Annotated in this window: 19 protein-coding genes; 8 read left to right on the top strand and 11 right to left on the bottom strand. The window is 59.6% G+C overall.

Going from position 1 to position 14853, the window contains the following annotated elements; translation table 11 throughout:
• Nucleotides 1-34: 34 nt before the first annotated feature.
• Entirely contained in the window at nucleotides 35-790 is a 756-nt protein-coding gene (locus AOA61_RS07570) for a spermidine synthase (protein WP_032889040.1), read from the bottom strand.
• Nucleotides 791-914: 124 nt separating this feature from the next.
• On the opposite strand from AOA61_RS07570, the gene AOA61_RS07565 reads away from it, so the two are divergent.
• A complete protein-coding gene (locus AOA61_RS07565) occupies nucleotides 915-2261 on the top strand; it encodes a class II 3-deoxy-7-phosphoheptulonate synthase (protein WP_032889037.1) in 1347 nt (448 codons plus the stop codon).
• A 96-nt stretch (nucleotides 2262-2357) separates the two neighbouring features.
• Here AOA61_RS07565 and AOA61_RS07560 read toward each other — a convergent pair whose 3' ends face one another.
• Together AOA61_RS07560 and AOA61_RS07555 are read right to left on the bottom strand one after the other, a co-directional pair.
• Nucleotides 2358-3590, bottom strand: coding sequence for a winged helix-turn-helix domain-containing protein (locus AOA61_RS07560; protein WP_099601462.1), 1233 nt, complete (start codon nucleotides 3588-3590; stop codon nucleotides 2358-2360).
• Nucleotides 3591-3635: 45 nt separating this feature from the next.
• Nucleotides 3636-3842, bottom strand: coding sequence for a DUF1127 domain-containing protein (locus AOA61_RS07555; protein WP_233896991.1), 207 nt, complete (start codon nucleotides 3840-3842; stop codon nucleotides 3636-3638).
• Nucleotides 3843-3938: 96 nt separating this feature from the next.
• Here AOA61_RS07555 and AOA61_RS07550 point away from each other — a divergent pair, with 96 nt between their 5' ends.
• A complete protein-coding gene (locus AOA61_RS07550; protein WP_032889029.1) occupies nucleotides 3939-4793 on the top strand; it encodes a LysR substrate-binding domain-containing protein in 855 nt (284 codons plus the stop codon).
• On the opposite strand, the gene AOA61_RS07545 is transcribed toward AOA61_RS07550, so the two are convergent.
• Entirely contained in the window at nucleotides 4783-5532 is a 750-nt protein-coding gene (locus AOA61_RS07545; protein WP_032889026.1) for a sulfite exporter TauE/SafE family protein, read from the bottom strand. The two genes, AOA61_RS07550 and AOA61_RS07545, sit on opposite strands and share 11 nt — an antisense overlap.
• Nucleotides 5533-5640: 108 nt before the next feature.
• Here AOA61_RS07545 and AOA61_RS07540 point away from each other — a divergent pair, with 108 nt between their 5' ends.
• The 3 genes from AOA61_RS07540 (at nucleotide 5641) to AOA61_RS07530 (ending at nucleotide 7686) form a co-directional block, all read left to right on the top strand.
• Nucleotides 5641-6591, top strand: coding sequence for a LysR family transcriptional regulator (locus AOA61_RS07540; protein WP_032889023.1), 951 nt, complete (start codon nucleotides 5641-5643; stop codon nucleotides 6589-6591).
• Between the two features lie 78 nt (nucleotides 6592-6669).
• The gene (locus tag AOA61_RS07535; RefSeq protein ID WP_032889020.1) at nucleotides 6670-7122 is read left to right on the top strand and encodes a MarR family winged helix-turn-helix transcriptional regulator; all 453 of its coding nucleotides are present in this window, start codon (nucleotides 6670-6672) and stop codon (nucleotides 7120-7122) included.
• A 144-nt stretch (nucleotides 7123-7266) separates the two neighbouring features.
• Complete coding sequence (locus AOA61_RS07530; RefSeq protein ID WP_032889018.1) at nucleotides 7267-7686, top strand: organic hydroperoxide resistance protein; 420 nt, start codon at nucleotides 7267-7269, stop codon at nucleotides 7684-7686.
• 62 nt (nucleotides 7687-7748) lie between these two features.
• Here AOA61_RS07530 and AOA61_RS07525 read toward each other — a convergent pair whose 3' ends face one another.
• Together AOA61_RS07525 and earP are read right to left on the bottom strand one after the other, a co-directional pair.
• Nucleotides 7749-8321, bottom strand: coding sequence for an elongation factor P (locus tag AOA61_RS07525; protein ID WP_032889016.1), 573 nt, complete (start codon nucleotides 8319-8321; stop codon nucleotides 7749-7751).
• A 49-nt stretch (nucleotides 8322-8370) separates the two neighbouring features.
• On the bottom strand, nucleotides 8371-9504 hold the full coding sequence (earP, locus tag AOA61_RS07520) for an elongation factor P maturation arginine rhamnosyltransferase EarP (protein WP_099601461.1): 1134 nt from the start codon (nucleotides 9502-9504) through the stop codon (nucleotides 8371-8373).
• Nucleotides 9505-9636: 132 nt separating this feature from the next.
• Here earP and AOA61_RS07515 point away from each other — a divergent pair, with 132 nt between their 5' ends.
• Together AOA61_RS07515 and AOA61_RS07510 are read left to right on the top strand one after the other, a co-directional pair.
• The gene (locus tag AOA61_RS07515) at nucleotides 9637-10005 is read left to right on the top strand and encodes a hypothetical protein (protein WP_099601460.1); all 369 of its coding nucleotides are present in this window, start codon (nucleotides 9637-9639) and stop codon (nucleotides 10003-10005) included.
• Between the two features lie 12 nt (nucleotides 10006-10017).
• On the top strand, nucleotides 10018-10500 hold the full coding sequence (locus AOA61_RS07510; protein WP_032889009.1) for an elongation factor GreAB: 483 nt from the start codon (nucleotides 10018-10020) through the stop codon (nucleotides 10498-10500).
• A gap of 5 nt (nucleotides 10501-10505) precedes the next feature.
• On the opposite strand, the gene cysB is transcribed toward AOA61_RS07510, so the two are convergent.
• From cysB to AOA61_RS07485, 5 genes are all read right to left on the bottom strand, one after another.
• Nucleotides 10506-11480: an HTH-type transcriptional regulator CysB gene (cysB, locus tag AOA61_RS07505; protein WP_003189876.1), complete on the bottom strand. Its 975-nt coding sequence runs from the start codon at nucleotides 11478-11480 to the stop codon at nucleotides 10506-10508.
• Nucleotides 11481-11584: 104 nt separating this feature from the next.
• Nucleotides 11585-12085, bottom strand: a complete 501-nt coding sequence (locus AOA61_RS07500; protein ID WP_032889006.1) for a universal stress protein — start codon at nucleotides 12083-12085, stop codon at nucleotides 11585-11587.
• A 53-nt stretch (nucleotides 12086-12138) separates the two neighbouring features.
• Nucleotides 12139-13056 (bottom strand): 5'-nucleotidase, encoded by a 918-nt coding sequence (locus AOA61_RS07495; RefSeq protein ID WP_099601459.1) that lies wholly within the window; start codon nucleotides 13054-13056, stop codon nucleotides 12139-12141.
• Nucleotides 13057-13071: 15 nt separating this feature from the next.
• Complete coding sequence (locus AOA61_RS07490; protein ID WP_099601458.1) at nucleotides 13072-14025, bottom strand: putative 2-dehydropantoate 2-reductase; 954 nt, start codon at nucleotides 14023-14025, stop codon at nucleotides 13072-13074.
• A complete protein-coding gene (locus AOA61_RS07485; protein WP_099601457.1) occupies nucleotides 14022-14408 on the bottom strand; it encodes a thioredoxin in 387 nt (128 codons plus the stop codon). The genes AOA61_RS07490 and AOA61_RS07485 overlap by 4 nt, the downstream gene beginning before the upstream one ends.
• Between AOA61_RS07485 and AOA61_RS07480 the strand changes: the two genes are divergently transcribed.
• On the top strand, nucleotides 14407-14841 hold the full coding sequence (locus AOA61_RS07480) for a pilus assembly protein PilZ (RefSeq protein ID WP_032888998.1): 435 nt from the start codon (nucleotides 14407-14409) through the stop codon (nucleotides 14839-14841). The two genes, AOA61_RS07485 and AOA61_RS07480, sit on opposite strands and share 2 nt — an antisense overlap.
• Nucleotides 14842-14853: the final 12 nt, after the last annotated feature.

Raw genomic sequence — 14853 nt, 5'->3', positions numbered from 1 at the left:
TTCGACTCGCCCCCCATGGCGTCGGTACAGGCGACTACGTAGCCGGCCGAATCGCCTTGATCAAGGGCTGCAACGAATACCCCAGACGCGGCGCCAACAACTCAGCCCGAGTAGAAAGGGCATCAAGATCCAGCTCCTGATCCAGCTCCGAAGGTACCAGCAAAATCACATTGCCCTCCTTCACCGGCAGTTCCCAGTAGTGCCGGTGATACAACCCACGCAACAACGCCGCGCCCAGCGGTTTGCCGTCGTCAGTCGCCCACTGATTGATCACCAGCCAGCCGCCGGGGTTGAGTTTCTTCTGGCAGTTTTCCAGGAAGGTCCACGCCAGGTGCCCAACGCCGGGGCCGACATCGGTATAGAGGTCGACGAAAATCAAGTCCGCCGATTCAGCGGTCTCCAGCAACTCCAGGGCGTCGCCGATGCGGATGTACAGGCGCGGATCATCGTCCAGCCCCAGGTACTCAATGGCCAGGCGCGGCACATCGGGGCGCAGCTCGATGGCTTCGACGTCTTCCAGCGGGAGGAACTTGAGGCACGCCTGGGTCAACGTACCGGCGCCCAGACCGAGGAACAAGGCGCTCTCCGGCTGTTCATGGCACAACGCGCCGATCAGCATCGCGCGGGTGTAGTCGTACTCCAGCCAGCTCGGATCTGCAGTGAACACGCAGCTTTGCTCAATGGCGTCGCCGAATTCGAGAAACCGGTAATCGGCCACTTCGAGCACACGGATCATGCCGAAGTCATCATGAACTTCGGCGAGCAGGCGCTCGACACGCTCCTCTGTCATCACTACTCCTAACGGGTTTGCTGTACGGCAAAGGCGCGATTGTCGGCCAACCGGCAGCAGCAGGTCACGCACTAATTGCTGATAACATTGGCGCCCGACCGTCAATCAGCCAATCGAGTTCATGATGAGCCAACCCTGGAGCCCCGACAGCTGGCGCGCCCTGCCGATCCAGCAACAACCCCAGTACCCGGACGCTGCACACCTGTTACGGGTGGAGCAGAGTCTGGCCAGCTACCCGCCGCTGGTGTTTGCCGGGGAAGCCCGCGAGTTGCGCCGCCAGTTTGCCGAAGTGACCCAGGGTCGCGCCTTCCTGTTACAAGGCGGCGACTGCGCCGAGAGTTTCGTCGAGTTTTCCGCCGCGAAAATCCGCGACACCTTCAAGGTGTTGTTGCAGATGGCGATTGTGATGACCTTCGCCGCCGGCTGCCCAGTGGTGAAAGTCGGGCGCATGGCCGGCCAGTTCGCCAAGCCGCGCTCGGCCAACGATGAGACCATCGACGGCATCACCCTGCCCGCCTACCGTGGCGATATCGTCAACGGCATCGGCTTCGACGAAAAAAGCCGTGTACCCGATCCGGACCGCCTGCTGCAGTCGTATCACCAATCCACCGCTACCCTCAACCTGCTGCGCGCCTTCGCCCAGGGCGGTTTCGCCGACCTGCATCAGGTGCACCAGTGGAACTTGGACTTTATCGCCAACTCCGCCCTGGCAGAGAAGTACAGCCAACTGGCAAACCGCATCGACGAGACCCTGGCCTTTATGCGCGCCTGCGGCATGGACAGCTCGCCGCAGTTGCGCGAAACGAGCTTTTTCACCGCCCATGAAGCGCTGCTGCTCAACTACGAACAAGCCTTCGTGCGTCGCGACAGTCTGACCAACGACTATTACGACTGCTCGGCCCACATGCTGTGGATCGGCGACCGCACACGTCAGTTGGATGGCGCTCACGTCGAATTCCTGCGCGGGGTGAACAACCCGATCGGCGTCAAGGTCGGCCCGAGCATGAACCCGGAGGATCTTATCCGCCTGATCGACATCCTCAATCCGAACAACGATCCGGGCCGCCTGAACCTGATCGCGCGCATGGGCGCAGGCAAGGTCGGCGACCATCTACCCAACCTGATCCGCGCCGTGCAGCGCGAGGGCAAGCAGGTACTGTGGAGCTCGGACCCGATGCACGGGAACACCATCAAGGCCAGCAGCGGCTACAAGACCCGCGACTTTGCGCAGATCCTCGGCGAAGTGAAGGAGTTCTTCCAGGTGCACCAGGCCGAGGGCAGCTATGCCGGCGGGATTCATATCGAGATGACCGGGCAGAACGTCACAGAGTGCATCGGCGGCGCGCGCCCGATCACCGAAGATGGCTTGTCGGACCGCTACCACACCCATTGCGACCCTAGGATGAATGCCGATCAGTCGCTGGAGTTGGCGTTCCTGATTGCCGAAACGCTGAAGCAAGTCAAACGCTGAAATTTTAGTTGGCAGAATTGACGCCATCGGGAGCAAGCCTCCTCCTACAGGGAAACGCATTCCAAGTGTGGGAGGGCGCTTGCTCCCGATGGCGCCCTAGAAACCAGCGCCGCCATTGAGCATCGCAAGCCGCAACCGAGCGGCGCTCGGGCGCTGGCAATTGAGCTGTACCTGTTCCAGCCCCAACCAATCGGCCATCTGCCGCAGGTTCAGCGCAAGCGCAAGCATCCCTTCATCATCCAACCCCGGCTCTTCCTCGTGCACCGCATGCACCGCCAAACGCCCGTTGGCGCGCTCCGCTCGCAGGTCCACCCGCGCCGCAATACGTTCGTTGTGCATAAACGGCAGCACGTAATAGCCATACACCCGTTTGTCTTGCGGGGTGTAGATCTCAAGCCGGTAACGGAAATCGAACAGGCGCTCTGTGCGGCTGCGCTCCCAAATCAGCGAATCGAACGGCGACAGCAGCGCACTCACCGATACTTTGCGCGGCACTTTCGGTTCTGGCAGGCAGTAAGCCAGTTGCTTCCAGCCTTGCACCTGGCAAACCAGCAATTGCCCCTCTTCGACCAATTCGGCCAGACGCTTGCGACTGTCGGCGGGATCGAGGCGGAAGTAATCACGCAGGTCTTTTTCGGTGCCCACCCCCAAGGCGGTGGCGCTGTGCAACAACAAGCCGCGTTGGGCCTCGGCTTCAGTCAACGGGGCTTGCTTAAGGATGTCGCCAGGGATGACGCGCTCGGGCAAGTCGTAAAGGCGCTCGAAACCACGACGACCGGCAACGGTCACCAGGCCGGCGGCGAACAACCATTCAAGCGCGTGCTTTTCATTACTCCAGTCCCACCAGGGACCTGCGCGCTCTTCGCGGGTGGACAGGCTACCGGCACCGAGGGCGCCCTGTTGTTCGACGGTCTTCAGCACACGCTGAATGATGGACTGCTGTTCCCTTCCGAAACGCGCCATCTGCGCATAAATGCCTTGCCCCTGCTGCGCCCGCGCCATGCGCCAACCCATCAAGGGGTACAGCGCCATGGGCAACAGCGAGGCTTCATGCCCCCAATATTCGAAGAGCGAACGCCGCCGGCCCTGGCTCCAAGCGGCCTGCTCAAGCAGTAAAGGAGAATAGCGACCCAGACGGGAAAACAGCGGAAGGTAATGGGAACGCACCACAGCGTTGACCGAATCAATCTGCAATACACCGAGGCGTTCGATCAGTCGATTGAGGTGCGCGGACTTGATCTCTGCAGGCGGCTGGCGCCCGGAAAAACCTTGGGCCGCCAGCGCCATGCGTCGAGCTTGCTTGAGGGAAAAAGACTGGTCGGCGGGCATGGGAATCTCCTTGAAGGCGCGCGACCTACCCTACTGCATCCGGAGTCATTTTCGCAGCGGGTCTTCCCAGAAGTGCAGATGGCTCTCCTGTTCCACATCGGCGCGGCTGAGGCCGATGTCCTTGAGCGCTTCATCGCTCATGCTCGCCAGCATTCGGCGCTCTTCGTGCAATGCTTGCCAACGGGCTACGGTTTGAAACAACCCGGCAAACGGCCACTTCGCCATCAACGCAAAACCATTCTGACCTTTCATCTTCTCGCCCTCCCTTGGGGATGACGTCAGTGTGTGCGTGGCACTATGATCAATCCAACGAATGTTTCTTATGCAATACATCTCTGGGATTGATCAATGTCCAGCTACCCAAGCATCGACACTGAAGTGCTGCGAACCTTCGTCGCCATCGCCGACCAAGGCGGTTTTACCCGCGCTGGCGAACTGGTCAACCGCACTCAATCGGCGGTGAGCATGCAGATGAAGCGCCTCGAAGAAGACGTGTTGCAGCGCAAACTGTTCGAGCGCGACGGCAGGCAGGTGCGTCTAACGCCCGAGGGCCAAGTACTGTTGGGATATGCGCGGCGAATTCTGAAACTGCATAGCGAGGTGTTCAACACCCTGCGCGAGCCGCATATGGTGGGGCTGGTACGGATCGGCACGCCGGACGACTACGTAATGCGCTTCCTTCCGGGAATCCTCAAGCAATTTTCCAAAGCGTACCCGCTGATCCAAATCGAACTGCATTGCGAGTCGTCAACGGTGCTGATGCAGCGACGCGACCTGGCACTGACGGTAATCAGCCGCGAACCTGGCAAAGAAATCGGCGAACTGTTACGCACTGAACGGATGGTCTGGGCAGCAGCGCCCTGCTTTTGCGTGGAGGACCACGATGCCGTGCCCCTGGCAGTCTCCGGCGCCGACTGCCTGTACACACAGTGGACCCGCGCCGCTCTGGATGCTTCCGGCCGAGACTATCGCCTGGCGTACCACAGCACCAACGTGGCAGCTATCCAGGCGGTGGTGAGTGCCGGCCTGGCCGCGATGATCTGCATGGAAAGCCTGGTGACTGAAGACTTGCGCGTACTCGGCAGCGACGAGGGTTTCCCACCGCTGCCCTCGATGAACCTGCACTTGCTGCGCAATCCGCAAATCACCTCGCCAATCACCGAGTGCCTGGCCGAGTACATCCTGGAAGGCTTCAGACTTTAAAGGTCAGCATCACCGCACACACCACCAGGAACCCGCAGAACAGGCCACGCAACAGGCGTTCGGGTAATGCGTGGGCAACTTTCACGCCCCAACTGATACTGAGCAGGCCACCGACCGCCAGGGGTATGCCGATCATCCAGTCCACTTCGTGGTGCCAGGCGTAGGTGACGAGGGTCACGCCCGTGCTGGGCAAAGCCAAGGCCAGGGACAAGCCTTGAGCGACTACTTGGGTGGTGCCGAACACACTGGTCAGCACCGGAGTGGCGACCACCGCGCCGCCGACACCAAACAGGCCGCCCATGGAGCCGGATACGGCGCCCAGCACCCCGAGCCAGGGCCAGGAATAACGCATTTGCGCGGTCGGCGGCGCGTTGCGGGTGAACATGCGCAGCAGGTTGTAGCCCGACAACGCCACCAGAAAGGCAATAAAGCCAATCCGCATCGCGCCGGCATCAAGGCCTACCGCCCAGATCGAGCCCAGCCAGGCAAAGCTGAAACCCATAATCCCAAGCGGCAGCGCGTGACGCAGTTCAATTCGGTTGCGCTGGTGGTAACGCCACAGGGCGAGCATCACATTTGGCACTACCATCACCAGCGCGGTGCCCTGAGCAATTTGTTGATCCAGGCCAAACAATACGCCGAGCACCGGGATCGCAATCAGCCCACCGCCAATGCCAAACAACCCGCCCACCGTGCCCAAGGCAGCGCCCAGCACCAGGTACATCGCTAAATCCCACACCGCTTATTACTCCACAATCCCAGGCTCTGCATGCTACGCAGTCGGCCCTGGCGCGGAAACGCACAGCAACGCACAATGGCTGTGCCAATTTTGCACAAGCACTCAGCCATGAACCCCAATACCCTCACTGATCAGTTGAGCCTGTTTCTAGATGTGCTCGAAACCGGCAGTTTTTCCGCAGCTGCACGCCGCCACCCACTGACGCCCTCCGCGGTGGCGCGGCGCATCGACAGCCTGGAAAGCTCAGTGGGTAGCCGCTTGTTCCAACGCAGCACTCATGCGGTAGTGCCGACGCCGGCTGGCCTGGCGTTTGCCGAGCGGGCGCGGCGGATTGTCAGCGAATTGCAACTGGCGCGCGCCGAAGCGGTGTCCCTGAGCCATGCGCCGGAAGGCTTGATCCGCGTGGATGCGCCCGCAGCGTTTGGTCGACGGCATCTGGCACCGGTGATTGCGGACTTTCTGAAGGTCTACCCCGGCCTGGACGTGCACCTGCATCTGATCGACAGTTTTGTGGATATGCAGGGTGCGCACTTGGGCAAGGTCGATCTGGTACTGCGGGCCGGGCATATCGTCGACACCCGGTTGATCGCCACGCCCTTGGCCAGCATCGTGCGCATCGCCTGCGCCAGTCCCGCCTACCTCAAAAGCCGCGGCACGCCGACACATCCCCGAGAGTTGAGTGACCATGACGGCTTGGACTGGGATGGCCTGGCGCCGATGTTCGCGTGGCGCTTCGAGTTGGACGGGCGCCGCGCAACCTATCGCCCGCGGCGCATCCGCATGAGCGCCAACAATGCCGAAGCGCTGCTCTCAGGCGCGTTGGCCGGGTTGGGCATCGCCCACCTGCCCACTTGGCTGGCCAGCGAATACCTGGTGCGTGGCGAATTGCTGCCGCTGTTTTGCGAAGATGGCCTACCCAGCCCGGAAACCACCGGAATCTATGCGCTGCGACTGGAACAGCAGGCCAACGCGCGCAGCCGCTTGCTGCTGGAGTACCTCAAATCCCGTTTCAGTCCAGTGCCGCCATGGGATCTGGCGCTACAGAGCGGCCTGGTCTGAGCGCCTGGACCGAATTATCTGGCGCATTAAAGATTTGCCCGCTAGATTTCAGCCCATATACGTTTTTAAGGCACCGCCATGAGCAAAAACCCTGATCCGTGCGAATCCCTGATGCTGAATAACCAGCTGTGTTTCGCCTTGCACTCCACTTCATTGCTTATGACCAAGGTCTACAAGCCTCTGCTGCAAGCTCTCGGCCTGACGTACCCGCAGTACTTAGCCATGATGGTGCTGTGGGAAGAGGACGGTTTGACTGTCGGCGAAATCAGCAGCCGCCTGCTGACGGACCCTGGCTCACTGACGCCACTGCTCAAGCGCCTGGAGGCCGAAGGCCTTCTCAGCCGCACCCGCAGCCGCGAAGATGAACGGGTGGTGGTGGTGGAATTGACTGCCGCGGGGCGTGCCTTGCAGGACAAGGCAATGGGTATTCCGCAGTGCATCCTCGGGGCCAGCGGTTTGGAATTGGAGCAGTTGCGCAAGCTGCAAGCCGATCTGATTGCGTTGCGCAGTAACCTGCAAGGCGCCGTTTAGCCACCCTCACGCATTGACTTGCAGCACTCCCCGGAAAACATTTCAAAAATTATCTTGCGCACTAAACATTAGCGCTATACATTTACCCCCACAAACTAATTAGCGCGCAAATATTTTGCGAAACACTAGACCGAGGACGACACCATGCAAACTCTCTACACCGCAGTAGCTACCGCCACCGGCGGACGTGATGGTCGCGCAGTTTCCAGCGATAACATTCTCGACGTTAAGCTCTCCACGCCTAAAGAGCTGGGCGGCGCCGGTGGCCAAGCCACTAACCCGGAACAACTGTTCGCTGCTGGCTACTCGGCCTGCTTTATCGGCGCGCTGAAATTCGTTGCCAGCCAGACCAAACGCAAAATCCCGGACGACGTCTCGATCACTGCCCACGTAGGCATCGGCCAGATCCCCGGCGGTTTCGGCTTGGACATCGACCTGCACATCAGCCTGCCAGGCCTGGCCCAGGATGACGCGCAAAGCCTGGTCGATGCGGCTCACCAAGTCTGCCCGTACTCCAACGCCACCCGTGGCAACGTCGATGTGCGCCTGCATGTAACCGTATGAAAAACACCCGCCCATAAAAAAACCCGACGTGAAGTCGGGTTTTTTTATGGGCGGAGCCAGAATTACTTCTTGGCGCGGCCTTTGTACGAACCGCCTTCGCGGGTGTCGATCTCGATCAGGTCGTCGATTTCGATGAAATCAGCTACTTGCAGCTCGGTACCGTTAGCCAGCTTGGCAGGCTTCATCACCTTGCCCGAAGTGTCGCCGCGAGCGGAGCCTTCGGTGTAGGCAACTTTACGCACGATAGTGGTTGGCAGTTCAACGGAAACCAAACGCTCTTCGAAGAAGATCGCTTCGCAGATGTCTTCCATACCTTCTTCCACGAACGGCAGAACGGCTTCGATGTCTTCAGCGTTCAGCTCGTACATGGTGTAGTCAGTGGTGTCCATGAACGTGTAGGTGTCGCCGCTGATGAAGGACAGGGTCGCTTCTTTGCGGTCGAGGATTACGTCGTCCAGTTTGTCATCGGCGCTGTAGACGATCTCGGTCTTGTAACCGGTCAGCAGGTTCTTCAGCTTGGTCTTCATGATTGCGCTGTTACGACCAGACTTGGTGAACTCAGCTTTCTGAACCAGCCAAGGGTCGTTTTCGAGACGGATCACTGTACCGGGTTTCAGTTCTTTACCAGTTTTCATTGCATATATCCGAAATTTGGATGGGATTTACAAAAATCAAGGTGGCGTATCATATCCAACTTTCATAAAACTGTACCAGCGCCGTCGCAAGATCAGCCTGCAAGCCCTGTTCCAGACACCACGTTTCGGCGTGTTGAGTGACTTCCGGCCAGTGCTCCAACAATTTTTTCCACGGCTGTGCCATGTCACCCTCGGTGTTCCAAGCCTGCCAAAGCGCGACCAATGCCGCCTTCGCGGCCGGTGATAAGGCCGCGGTGTACAAATCCAGGAAGGCATCTAGCTTGTCGAGGTGTATGTCTTCGTCCTGGCGGTAGATGTGCCACAGCAACGGGCGCCCCGCCCATTGGGCGCGGACGAACGAGTCTTCACCGCGCACTGCGTTAAAGTCACAGCACCACAGCAGGTGGTCATATTGCTCCTGACGCACGAACGGCAGCACCTGCACGGTCAGAGACTTACGTTGATGAATATCGCCCGCGACGAGCCCTCCTACACCGAGCCAGCGCTGTACGTCACCGAGGATGCGGCCCTCCGGCACCAATAGATGAGTGGCACGCCCGTCCGTCGATAAGACGTCCAGCCATCCGGCGAGACCAGCGTTTTCGTAGGCAAACAGTGAGAACAGCCGCGCACCATCATCCGGAATCACACCCAAGGTTTGCAGGAATTGTCGCTGCGCAGCGACATCCAGTTGAAACGCGTGACGTTTTTCCAGCAACCCCGCCTCACGGAGCAAACCGCCAGTACCAGGTCGGAAGCCGGGGAAAAAGAAGTACTTCTGTACTCCCTTGAACTTCACCGACGGCAGGCGATGGCAGCCCACCACCCAGTCCTCGGCACTGAGGTAATCCAGGTTCATCCACAACGGCGTGCGCTCACGCTCGGCCATGGCTTCCATATACTCAAGCGGTAACTGGCAGGCGAAAGCGGCAATCACCACATCTCCGGCAGGAGTTGGCGACCATTGGGCTGGCCAGTGGTGTACATCAACGCCCTCCTGCCACTGTTGCTCCCGCTGCACATCCACCTCGGGGCACATGCGTTCGAAGGCCCGCAGGTCATCAACCCACAAGCGCACCTCGCAGCCATGCTCCACCACCAATTGCCGGGCCAGCCGCCAAGTCACGCCGATGTCGCCGAAGTTATCGACAACACTGCAAAAAATATCCCAGCGGGCTTTCATTCCGGGCTCCAACGCTCAAAGGCTCGATTGTCCGCATAAATGCGCCGATGCAGAAGGCTTGATCGCGATTATTCTGCACAGTGGCTGTGCGACAATCGCCGCTACGCCGCAAATGCCCGCCAGGAGGCCATCATGTCGGATCAATCGTTGTCGCTGCTCAAGCTGTGCATCGCTATCGCCGTGGGTGTATGGCTGGGGTTTATCGCCATTGCGCTGACCACCTGGCTGGCGTCGAGCTACCTGTTCCCGCAAAGCCTTGCGCCGGTGGCGCAGGCAGTCCAGCAATTAGGCAAGCCGACCGTTGTCGCGCCTGAGCCACCCAACCGTATGTTCGAGCAGTACCAGCAGAACCTGCACAAGCAGGAACAGCAACAAGCCCTGGACCAGGCACGTAACAACGCACGTAACCTGTCCAACCCCAAATGCCAGTTCTGGCTGCAACAGGACCAGAACGCGCCCAATGAAAAGAGCCGGGCCAATGTCCTGCAATTCTGCGAATGATCAAGCACAACCATGAATAAGCACGCCGTCCTCCAGTTGATCCTGGAAAAACTCACTGTCGATCTCGATATCGCCCAACGCGCCGCGCAGACCGCCTACGAAACCGCGACTCACGAAGAGAACATTGCGGAAAACAAATACGACACCCTGGGGTTGGAGGCTTCGTATCTCGCGGCCGGGCAGGCCAAACGGGTCGAGGAAATCAAGCAAGCGCTCGCGCTGTGCCAGAACCTGCAGTTGCGTGCCTACGATGATCAACGAGGCATAGAAGTCGGCGCGCTATTGGGCCTGGAGGACGAGAACGGTCGCCAGCAATGGCTATTCCTGGCGCCTGATGCTGCAGGCTTGAAGGTGGATGTGGTCGGGCAACCGGTGACTGTCATCACCCCGCGCTCGCCCATGGGCAAAAGCCTGCTGGGCAAGTTCGAAGGCGATGAGGTAGAGATTCTGGTGGCAGGCGCCCGGCAACTGTTTACGGTTACCGAGGCCCGATAAACCACTCAGTGGACGGGCAATTCAACGCCGTCGAACAGCTCTTCCAGTTCCTGTTTGTTATGGCACTGGATCGCCTTGGCCATCACTTCGCGGGTCAGGTGCGGCGCAAACTTCTCGATGAAGTCGCACATGAACCCACGCAGGAACGTGCCACGCCGGAAGCCGATCTTGGTCACGCTGGATTCGAACAACTCGCTGGCGTCGAGAACCACCAGGTCTTTGTCGAGGTTGGTGTCGACGGCCATCTTGGCGACGATACCCACGCCCAGGCCCAGACGCACGTAAGTCTTGATCACGTCGGCGTCGGCGGCGGTGAACACCACTTTCGGTGTGAGGCCGCGATGGCTGAAAGCTTCGTCGAGCTTGGAGCGGCCAGTGAAACCGAACACGTAGGTCACGATCGGGTATTCAGCCAGGGCTTCGAGGGTCAGCTTCGGCAGTTTGGCCAACGGGTGCCCCTGCGGTACCACAACGCAACGGTTCCAGCGGTAGCACGGCATCATCACCAGGTCACCGAACAGTTCCAGGGCTTCGGTGGCGATGGCAAAATCGACGGTGCCATCAGCAGCCATCTCGGCGATTTGCATCGGCGAGCCCTGGTGCATGTGCAAGGCCACGTCCGGGTATTGCTTGATGAAATCGCGGATCACCGGAGGCAATGCATAACGCGCCTGGGTGTGGGTGGTGGCGATCGATAGAGTGCCTTTTTTCTCGTTGGAAAATTCCTGAGCGATCTGCTTGATGCTTTCGACTTTACGCAGGATCTCGCCGGCAGTAGTGATGATGCGCTCACCAGCCGGGGTGACACGAGTTAGATGCTTGCCGCTGCGCGCGAACACTTCGACGCCCAGCTCGTCTTCGAGCAGGCGTATCTGCTTGCTGATACCGGGTTGCGAGGTGTACAGGCTTTGAGCGGTAGCGGAAACGTTGAGGTCGTGGTGCGCCACTTCCCAGATGTAGCGCAGTTGTTGAAGCTTCATATGTGTCCCTCAAAGCAGATAGACGCCACGGGTATCAGCGACGGTATATAACTATATTAAAGGTTAGACGGATAAATCTAGAACTTTTTATCGTTTTCTACCGGTCATACGTCATCAATGCGTCGACCTTGTAAGGACGGCACCAAGTAAACCGGCACCGTAGACAGCTGCAGCACCCGTGCCGCGGTACGCCCAAGCGGCGCTGTCGTGCCGGTTGCATGGCTGTGGCTACCGACGATCAACAGGTCGACGGACAGCTTGCGCAGTTGGTCGAGAATCACCTCGCACGGGTCCCCCTGAATCACACGTACCGAGCGGATCAACTTCAAGTCCTGCTCACCCTCCCCCAACTCCTCGCGGAAACTGTCGAGCACCCGCTGCTCGATGGTCGCCATCACCGTGCTAAGCCCTTGGGTCTGCCATTCACTCAACGCAGCTTCATCAAGGTAGCTCTGCAGCACCGATTCGGCGAACAGCCCAATAGGCTCGACCGCGTGAATCACATACAGGTCAGCCTTGAACGTTCGCGCCAGCGCCAGTGCATGCTGCATCACATAGGGCGCGTACAGACCGAGGTCCGTGGCGTACAGCATCGAACGAATCATAAAACCTCCTGGACTGCCAGGGTGGAGGAGATTGAATGAGCTTAGCAGCGGCCCTAACTCTCGGCCTGAATCCTCACCTCATTACTGATGCCATGGGGCACGTGCCCCGTGGCCACCACCTCCCTGGCTTTCTCGCAATGACCGGCTTGGTCATCGAAAAATACATCAGCGGCAAACGCTTCCAGAAACGCGGACTTCTCCAGACCGCCAAGAAACAAGGATTCGTCCAAGCGAATATCCCACTCACGCAACGTGCGAATCACCCGCTCGTGAGACGGCGCCGAACGGGCGGTTACCAAAGCTGTGCGGATCGGACAGGCCTCTTCAGGAAACTCACGCTGCAATACGTTCAGCGCGGCCAGAAACCCCTTGAACGGACCGCCGTGCAAGGGCTGGCGCGCCGATTCGCGCTCGCTGGCCTGGAACGCAGCTAACCCGCCGGCCTGGTACACGCGCTCCGACTCATCGGAAAACAACACCGCGTCGCCGTCAAAGGCGATGTGCAGTTCCTCGCTGGAAGCCCGTCTCGGGCCGCCCGACAAAATCGTCGCCGCTGCAAAGCCGGCATCAAGGGCACTGCGCACATCCTCAGCATGGGTCGAAAGAAACAGATGGCAACCAAAGGCGGCCAAATAAGGATAAGGGCTACGCCCTCCTACGAAAGCGGCGCGGGAAATATCCAGGCCGTAGTGCTGAATAGAGTTAAATACGCGCAGGCCAGTGTCGGCACTGTTGCGCGATACGAGCACCACTTCAACCCGGGCACGACCCAGGCTGGCGTTGAGGCTCAACAGCTTTTTGACCAACGGGAAGGCGTCGCCGGGCTCAAGGATTTCTTCCTCGTGTTCGATCTGGTATTTGCGGTAGGCCTCCACCCCTTGAGCGAGATAGATCTTGTGGCTGTCGCTCAGGTCGAACAAGGCCCGCGATGAAATCGCCAGCACCAGTTTGTCGCCCAATCCCTTCGCCATGCATTTACCCCCGAATCAGCGGTTATGCCGATCAATAAAACTCAAGGCCTGATACAGCGCCTGCATACGCGGTAATTCGCAGCCCGCGGCTTTGGCGGCTGCCAGAGGGCGAGCATAGATGGCCTCCAGCTCCAGCGGGCGCTTATGTACGTGGTCGTGGTACATGCTCGGCAAGTAATCGTCCATGGTTTCGGTCATGGCAAACATCTGCTCAGCGTAACTCTTGGGGATTTCCTGGCCACAGGCATGGGCACCCTGCACCACTTCAGCCATCAGCGCCTGGATCAGTTGGCGACTGGATTCGTCGGCCATCAGGGCCGTGGTGCCAGTCCCCAACACTACCGAAAGGCCGTTGTAAGGTACGTTCCACACCAGCTTGTGCCAGCGCGCCTCATGCACATTGGCCATGGCCTGGGACTCGATACCAGCCTTATGAAACAACGCGGCGCCTGCCTCGACAATTGCTTTCTGACGAGCCTCATCGTTAGCAGCAGAACCGCTGTGATAGCCCAGATTGACCCGGCCCAAGGCTTGATGCTCAACCACACCCGGACCAGAACGGTGCACGCCGATATAGCACAGGCCGCCGAGCAGATGCAGCGACAGCGGCAGGTGTTCTCGCAGGCTGTCTTCTACATCCAGGCCGTTTTGAAGCAGCACCACTTTGGCATCCGGCGCCGCGATTTGGGCAATGGTCGGCGCCAACTCAACATTGCCCGTGGACTTGGTGCCCACCAGCAACCAGTCACACGGCGGCATGGCGGCGGCGCGTGCGTAGGCCTGAACCGGGTACAGGTGCAACTTGCCGTGCACCGTGCTGTTGATGTGCAAGCCGTGCTCGCTGACCGCGGCATATTCGCTGCGCAGCAGAAAGTGCACATCGAACCCGGCGCGCGCCAGCATCACACCGTAGAATCCCCCGATGGCACCGGTTCCGATAATGCCAACGCGTGGCGACTGTACTGTCATGGCAAATCCTCTGGAGTACGGATCAACGCTTGATTGATCGCGTCGGCAAGGTCGGCAGATGTAAGACGTGTCTGTAATTGTCCGAGGAATTGACCCTCGCACACGACGAACAACGCGGGCAAATGAAAGATCTGATAGCGTTCAACCGCGCCACCGTTGTGCCCGGCATCCACCCAGCACACACGGTCCACCGGCAAGTGCCACCCTGGCAGTTGCTGGCGCGCCCAACGGCAGCTGGAGCATCCTACGCTGGTGAACACCACGAGCGAAATCCCTGGCAATCCCAGCAATTGCTGGTCAATATCCAGGTCGGTCAATTCCAGTTCCTTCACTATAGTGCTGCCACCGCCGTCTACAGGACGGTGCTCGGAGTCCGTGTACATGGGTCGTTTTTTACCTCACCCTGATGATGTCGCTGTCGAGTTAATCCAACGCCCCTCTCCCGCCATACCCCGCCAACGCCTGCTCTCTAACGGCCTGGGTGGCATTGCCTGCAATTGGCCGCGCGCCTGGCGCCAGGGCACGGCCGTTGACTTGCACATTCCATCCCTGGGTGCCACCGCCCGATACCCAGGCTACGTGGCGTGGTGTCGCAAGGTGGAAAACGGCTACCGCGTCGGCATTTCGTTTACCGATGAACATGCGTTGTTCGGTGCGCGCATGGGCGAACAAGCATGCCGGATAGAGCGCTACTGCCGCCAGCACGAAGATGCTGAGCCTAGCCCTGCGAAAGTCGAAGCCCTGGCCCGCGAGTGGGTGGCGCGACACGCCAGTGACTTCTCCCATGAGGCGTTTGTGCGGCCAGCAGGGGATTAAAGGGGGCTTTGC

Origin of the sequence: Pseudomonas sp. 2995-1 (assembly GCF_002742505.1) — a bacterium.
Lineage (GTDB): Bacteria > Pseudomonadota > Gammaproteobacteria > Pseudomonadales > Pseudomonadaceae > Aquipseudomonas > Aquipseudomonas sivasensis.
The sequence above is the reverse complement of the archived record's forward strand: the minus strand, read 5'-3'. Positions and strand labels throughout refer to the sequence as shown.

Excerpts from the sequence above, each read along its gene's own strand:
- AOA61_RS07495 (WP_099601459.1), bottom strand. The coding sequence starts at position 13,056 with ATGGCGAAGGGATTGGGCGACAAACTGGTGCTGGCGATTTCATCGCGG.
- AOA61_RS07525 (WP_032889016.1), bottom strand. The coding sequence starts at position 8,321 with ATGAAAACTGGTAAAGAACTGAAACCCGGTACAGTGATCCGTCTCGAA.
- AOA61_RS07500 (WP_032889006.1), bottom strand. The coding sequence starts at position 12,085 with ATGATTCGTTCGATGCTGTACGCCACGGACCTCGGTCTGTACGCGCCC.
- AOA61_RS07570 (WP_032889040.1), bottom strand. The coding sequence starts at position 790 with ATGACAGAGGAGCGTGTCGAGCGCCTGCTCGCCGAAGTTCATGATGAC.
- AOA61_RS07515 (WP_099601460.1), top strand. The coding sequence starts at position 9,637 with ATGTCGGATCAATCGTTGTCGCTGCTCAAGCTGTGCATCGCTATCGCC.
- AOA61_RS07540 (WP_032889023.1), top strand. The coding sequence starts at position 5,641 with ATGAACCCCAATACCCTCACTGATCAGTTGAGCCTGTTTCTAGATGTG.
- AOA61_RS07550 (WP_032889029.1), top strand. The coding sequence starts at position 3,939 with ATGTCCAGCTACCCAAGCATCGACACTGAAGTGCTGCGAACCTTCGTC.
- AOA61_RS07555 (WP_233896991.1), bottom strand. The coding sequence starts at position 3,842 with ATGAAAGGTCAGAATGGTTTTGCGTTGATGGCGAAGTGGCCGTTTGCC.
- AOA61_RS07565 (WP_032889037.1), top strand. The coding sequence starts at position 915 with ATGAGCCAACCCTGGAGCCCCGACAGCTGGCGCGCCCTGCCGATCCAG.
- AOA61_RS07490 (WP_099601458.1), bottom strand. The coding sequence starts at position 14,025 with ATGACAGTACAGTCGCCACGCGTTGGCATTATCGGAACCGGTGCCATC.
- AOA61_RS07510 (WP_032889009.1), top strand. The coding sequence starts at position 10,018 with ATGAATAAGCACGCCGTCCTCCAGTTGATCCTGGAAAAACTCACTGTC.
- AOA61_RS07535 (WP_032889020.1), top strand. The coding sequence starts at position 6,670 with ATGAGCAAAAACCCTGATCCGTGCGAATCCCTGATGCTGAATAACCAG.
- AOA61_RS07485 (WP_099601457.1), bottom strand. The coding sequence starts at position 14,408 with ATGTACACGGACTCCGAGCACCGTCCTGTAGACGGCGGTGGCAGCACT.
- earP (WP_099601461.1), bottom strand. The coding sequence starts at position 9,504 with ATGAAAGCCCGCTGGGATATTTTTTGCAGTGTTGTCGATAACTTCGGC.
- AOA61_RS07480 (WP_032888998.1), top strand. The coding sequence starts at position 14,407 with ATGGGTCGTTTTTTACCTCACCCTGATGATGTCGCTGTCGAGTTAATC.
- AOA61_RS07560 (WP_099601462.1), bottom strand. The coding sequence starts at position 3,590 with ATGCCCGCCGACCAGTCTTTTTCCCTCAAGCAAGCTCGACGCATGGCG.
- AOA61_RS07530 (WP_032889018.1), top strand. The coding sequence starts at position 7,267 with ATGCAAACTCTCTACACCGCAGTAGCTACCGCCACCGGCGGACGTGAT.
- cysB (WP_003189876.1), bottom strand. The coding sequence starts at position 11,480 with ATGAAGCTTCAACAACTGCGCTACATCTGGGAAGTGGCGCACCACGAC.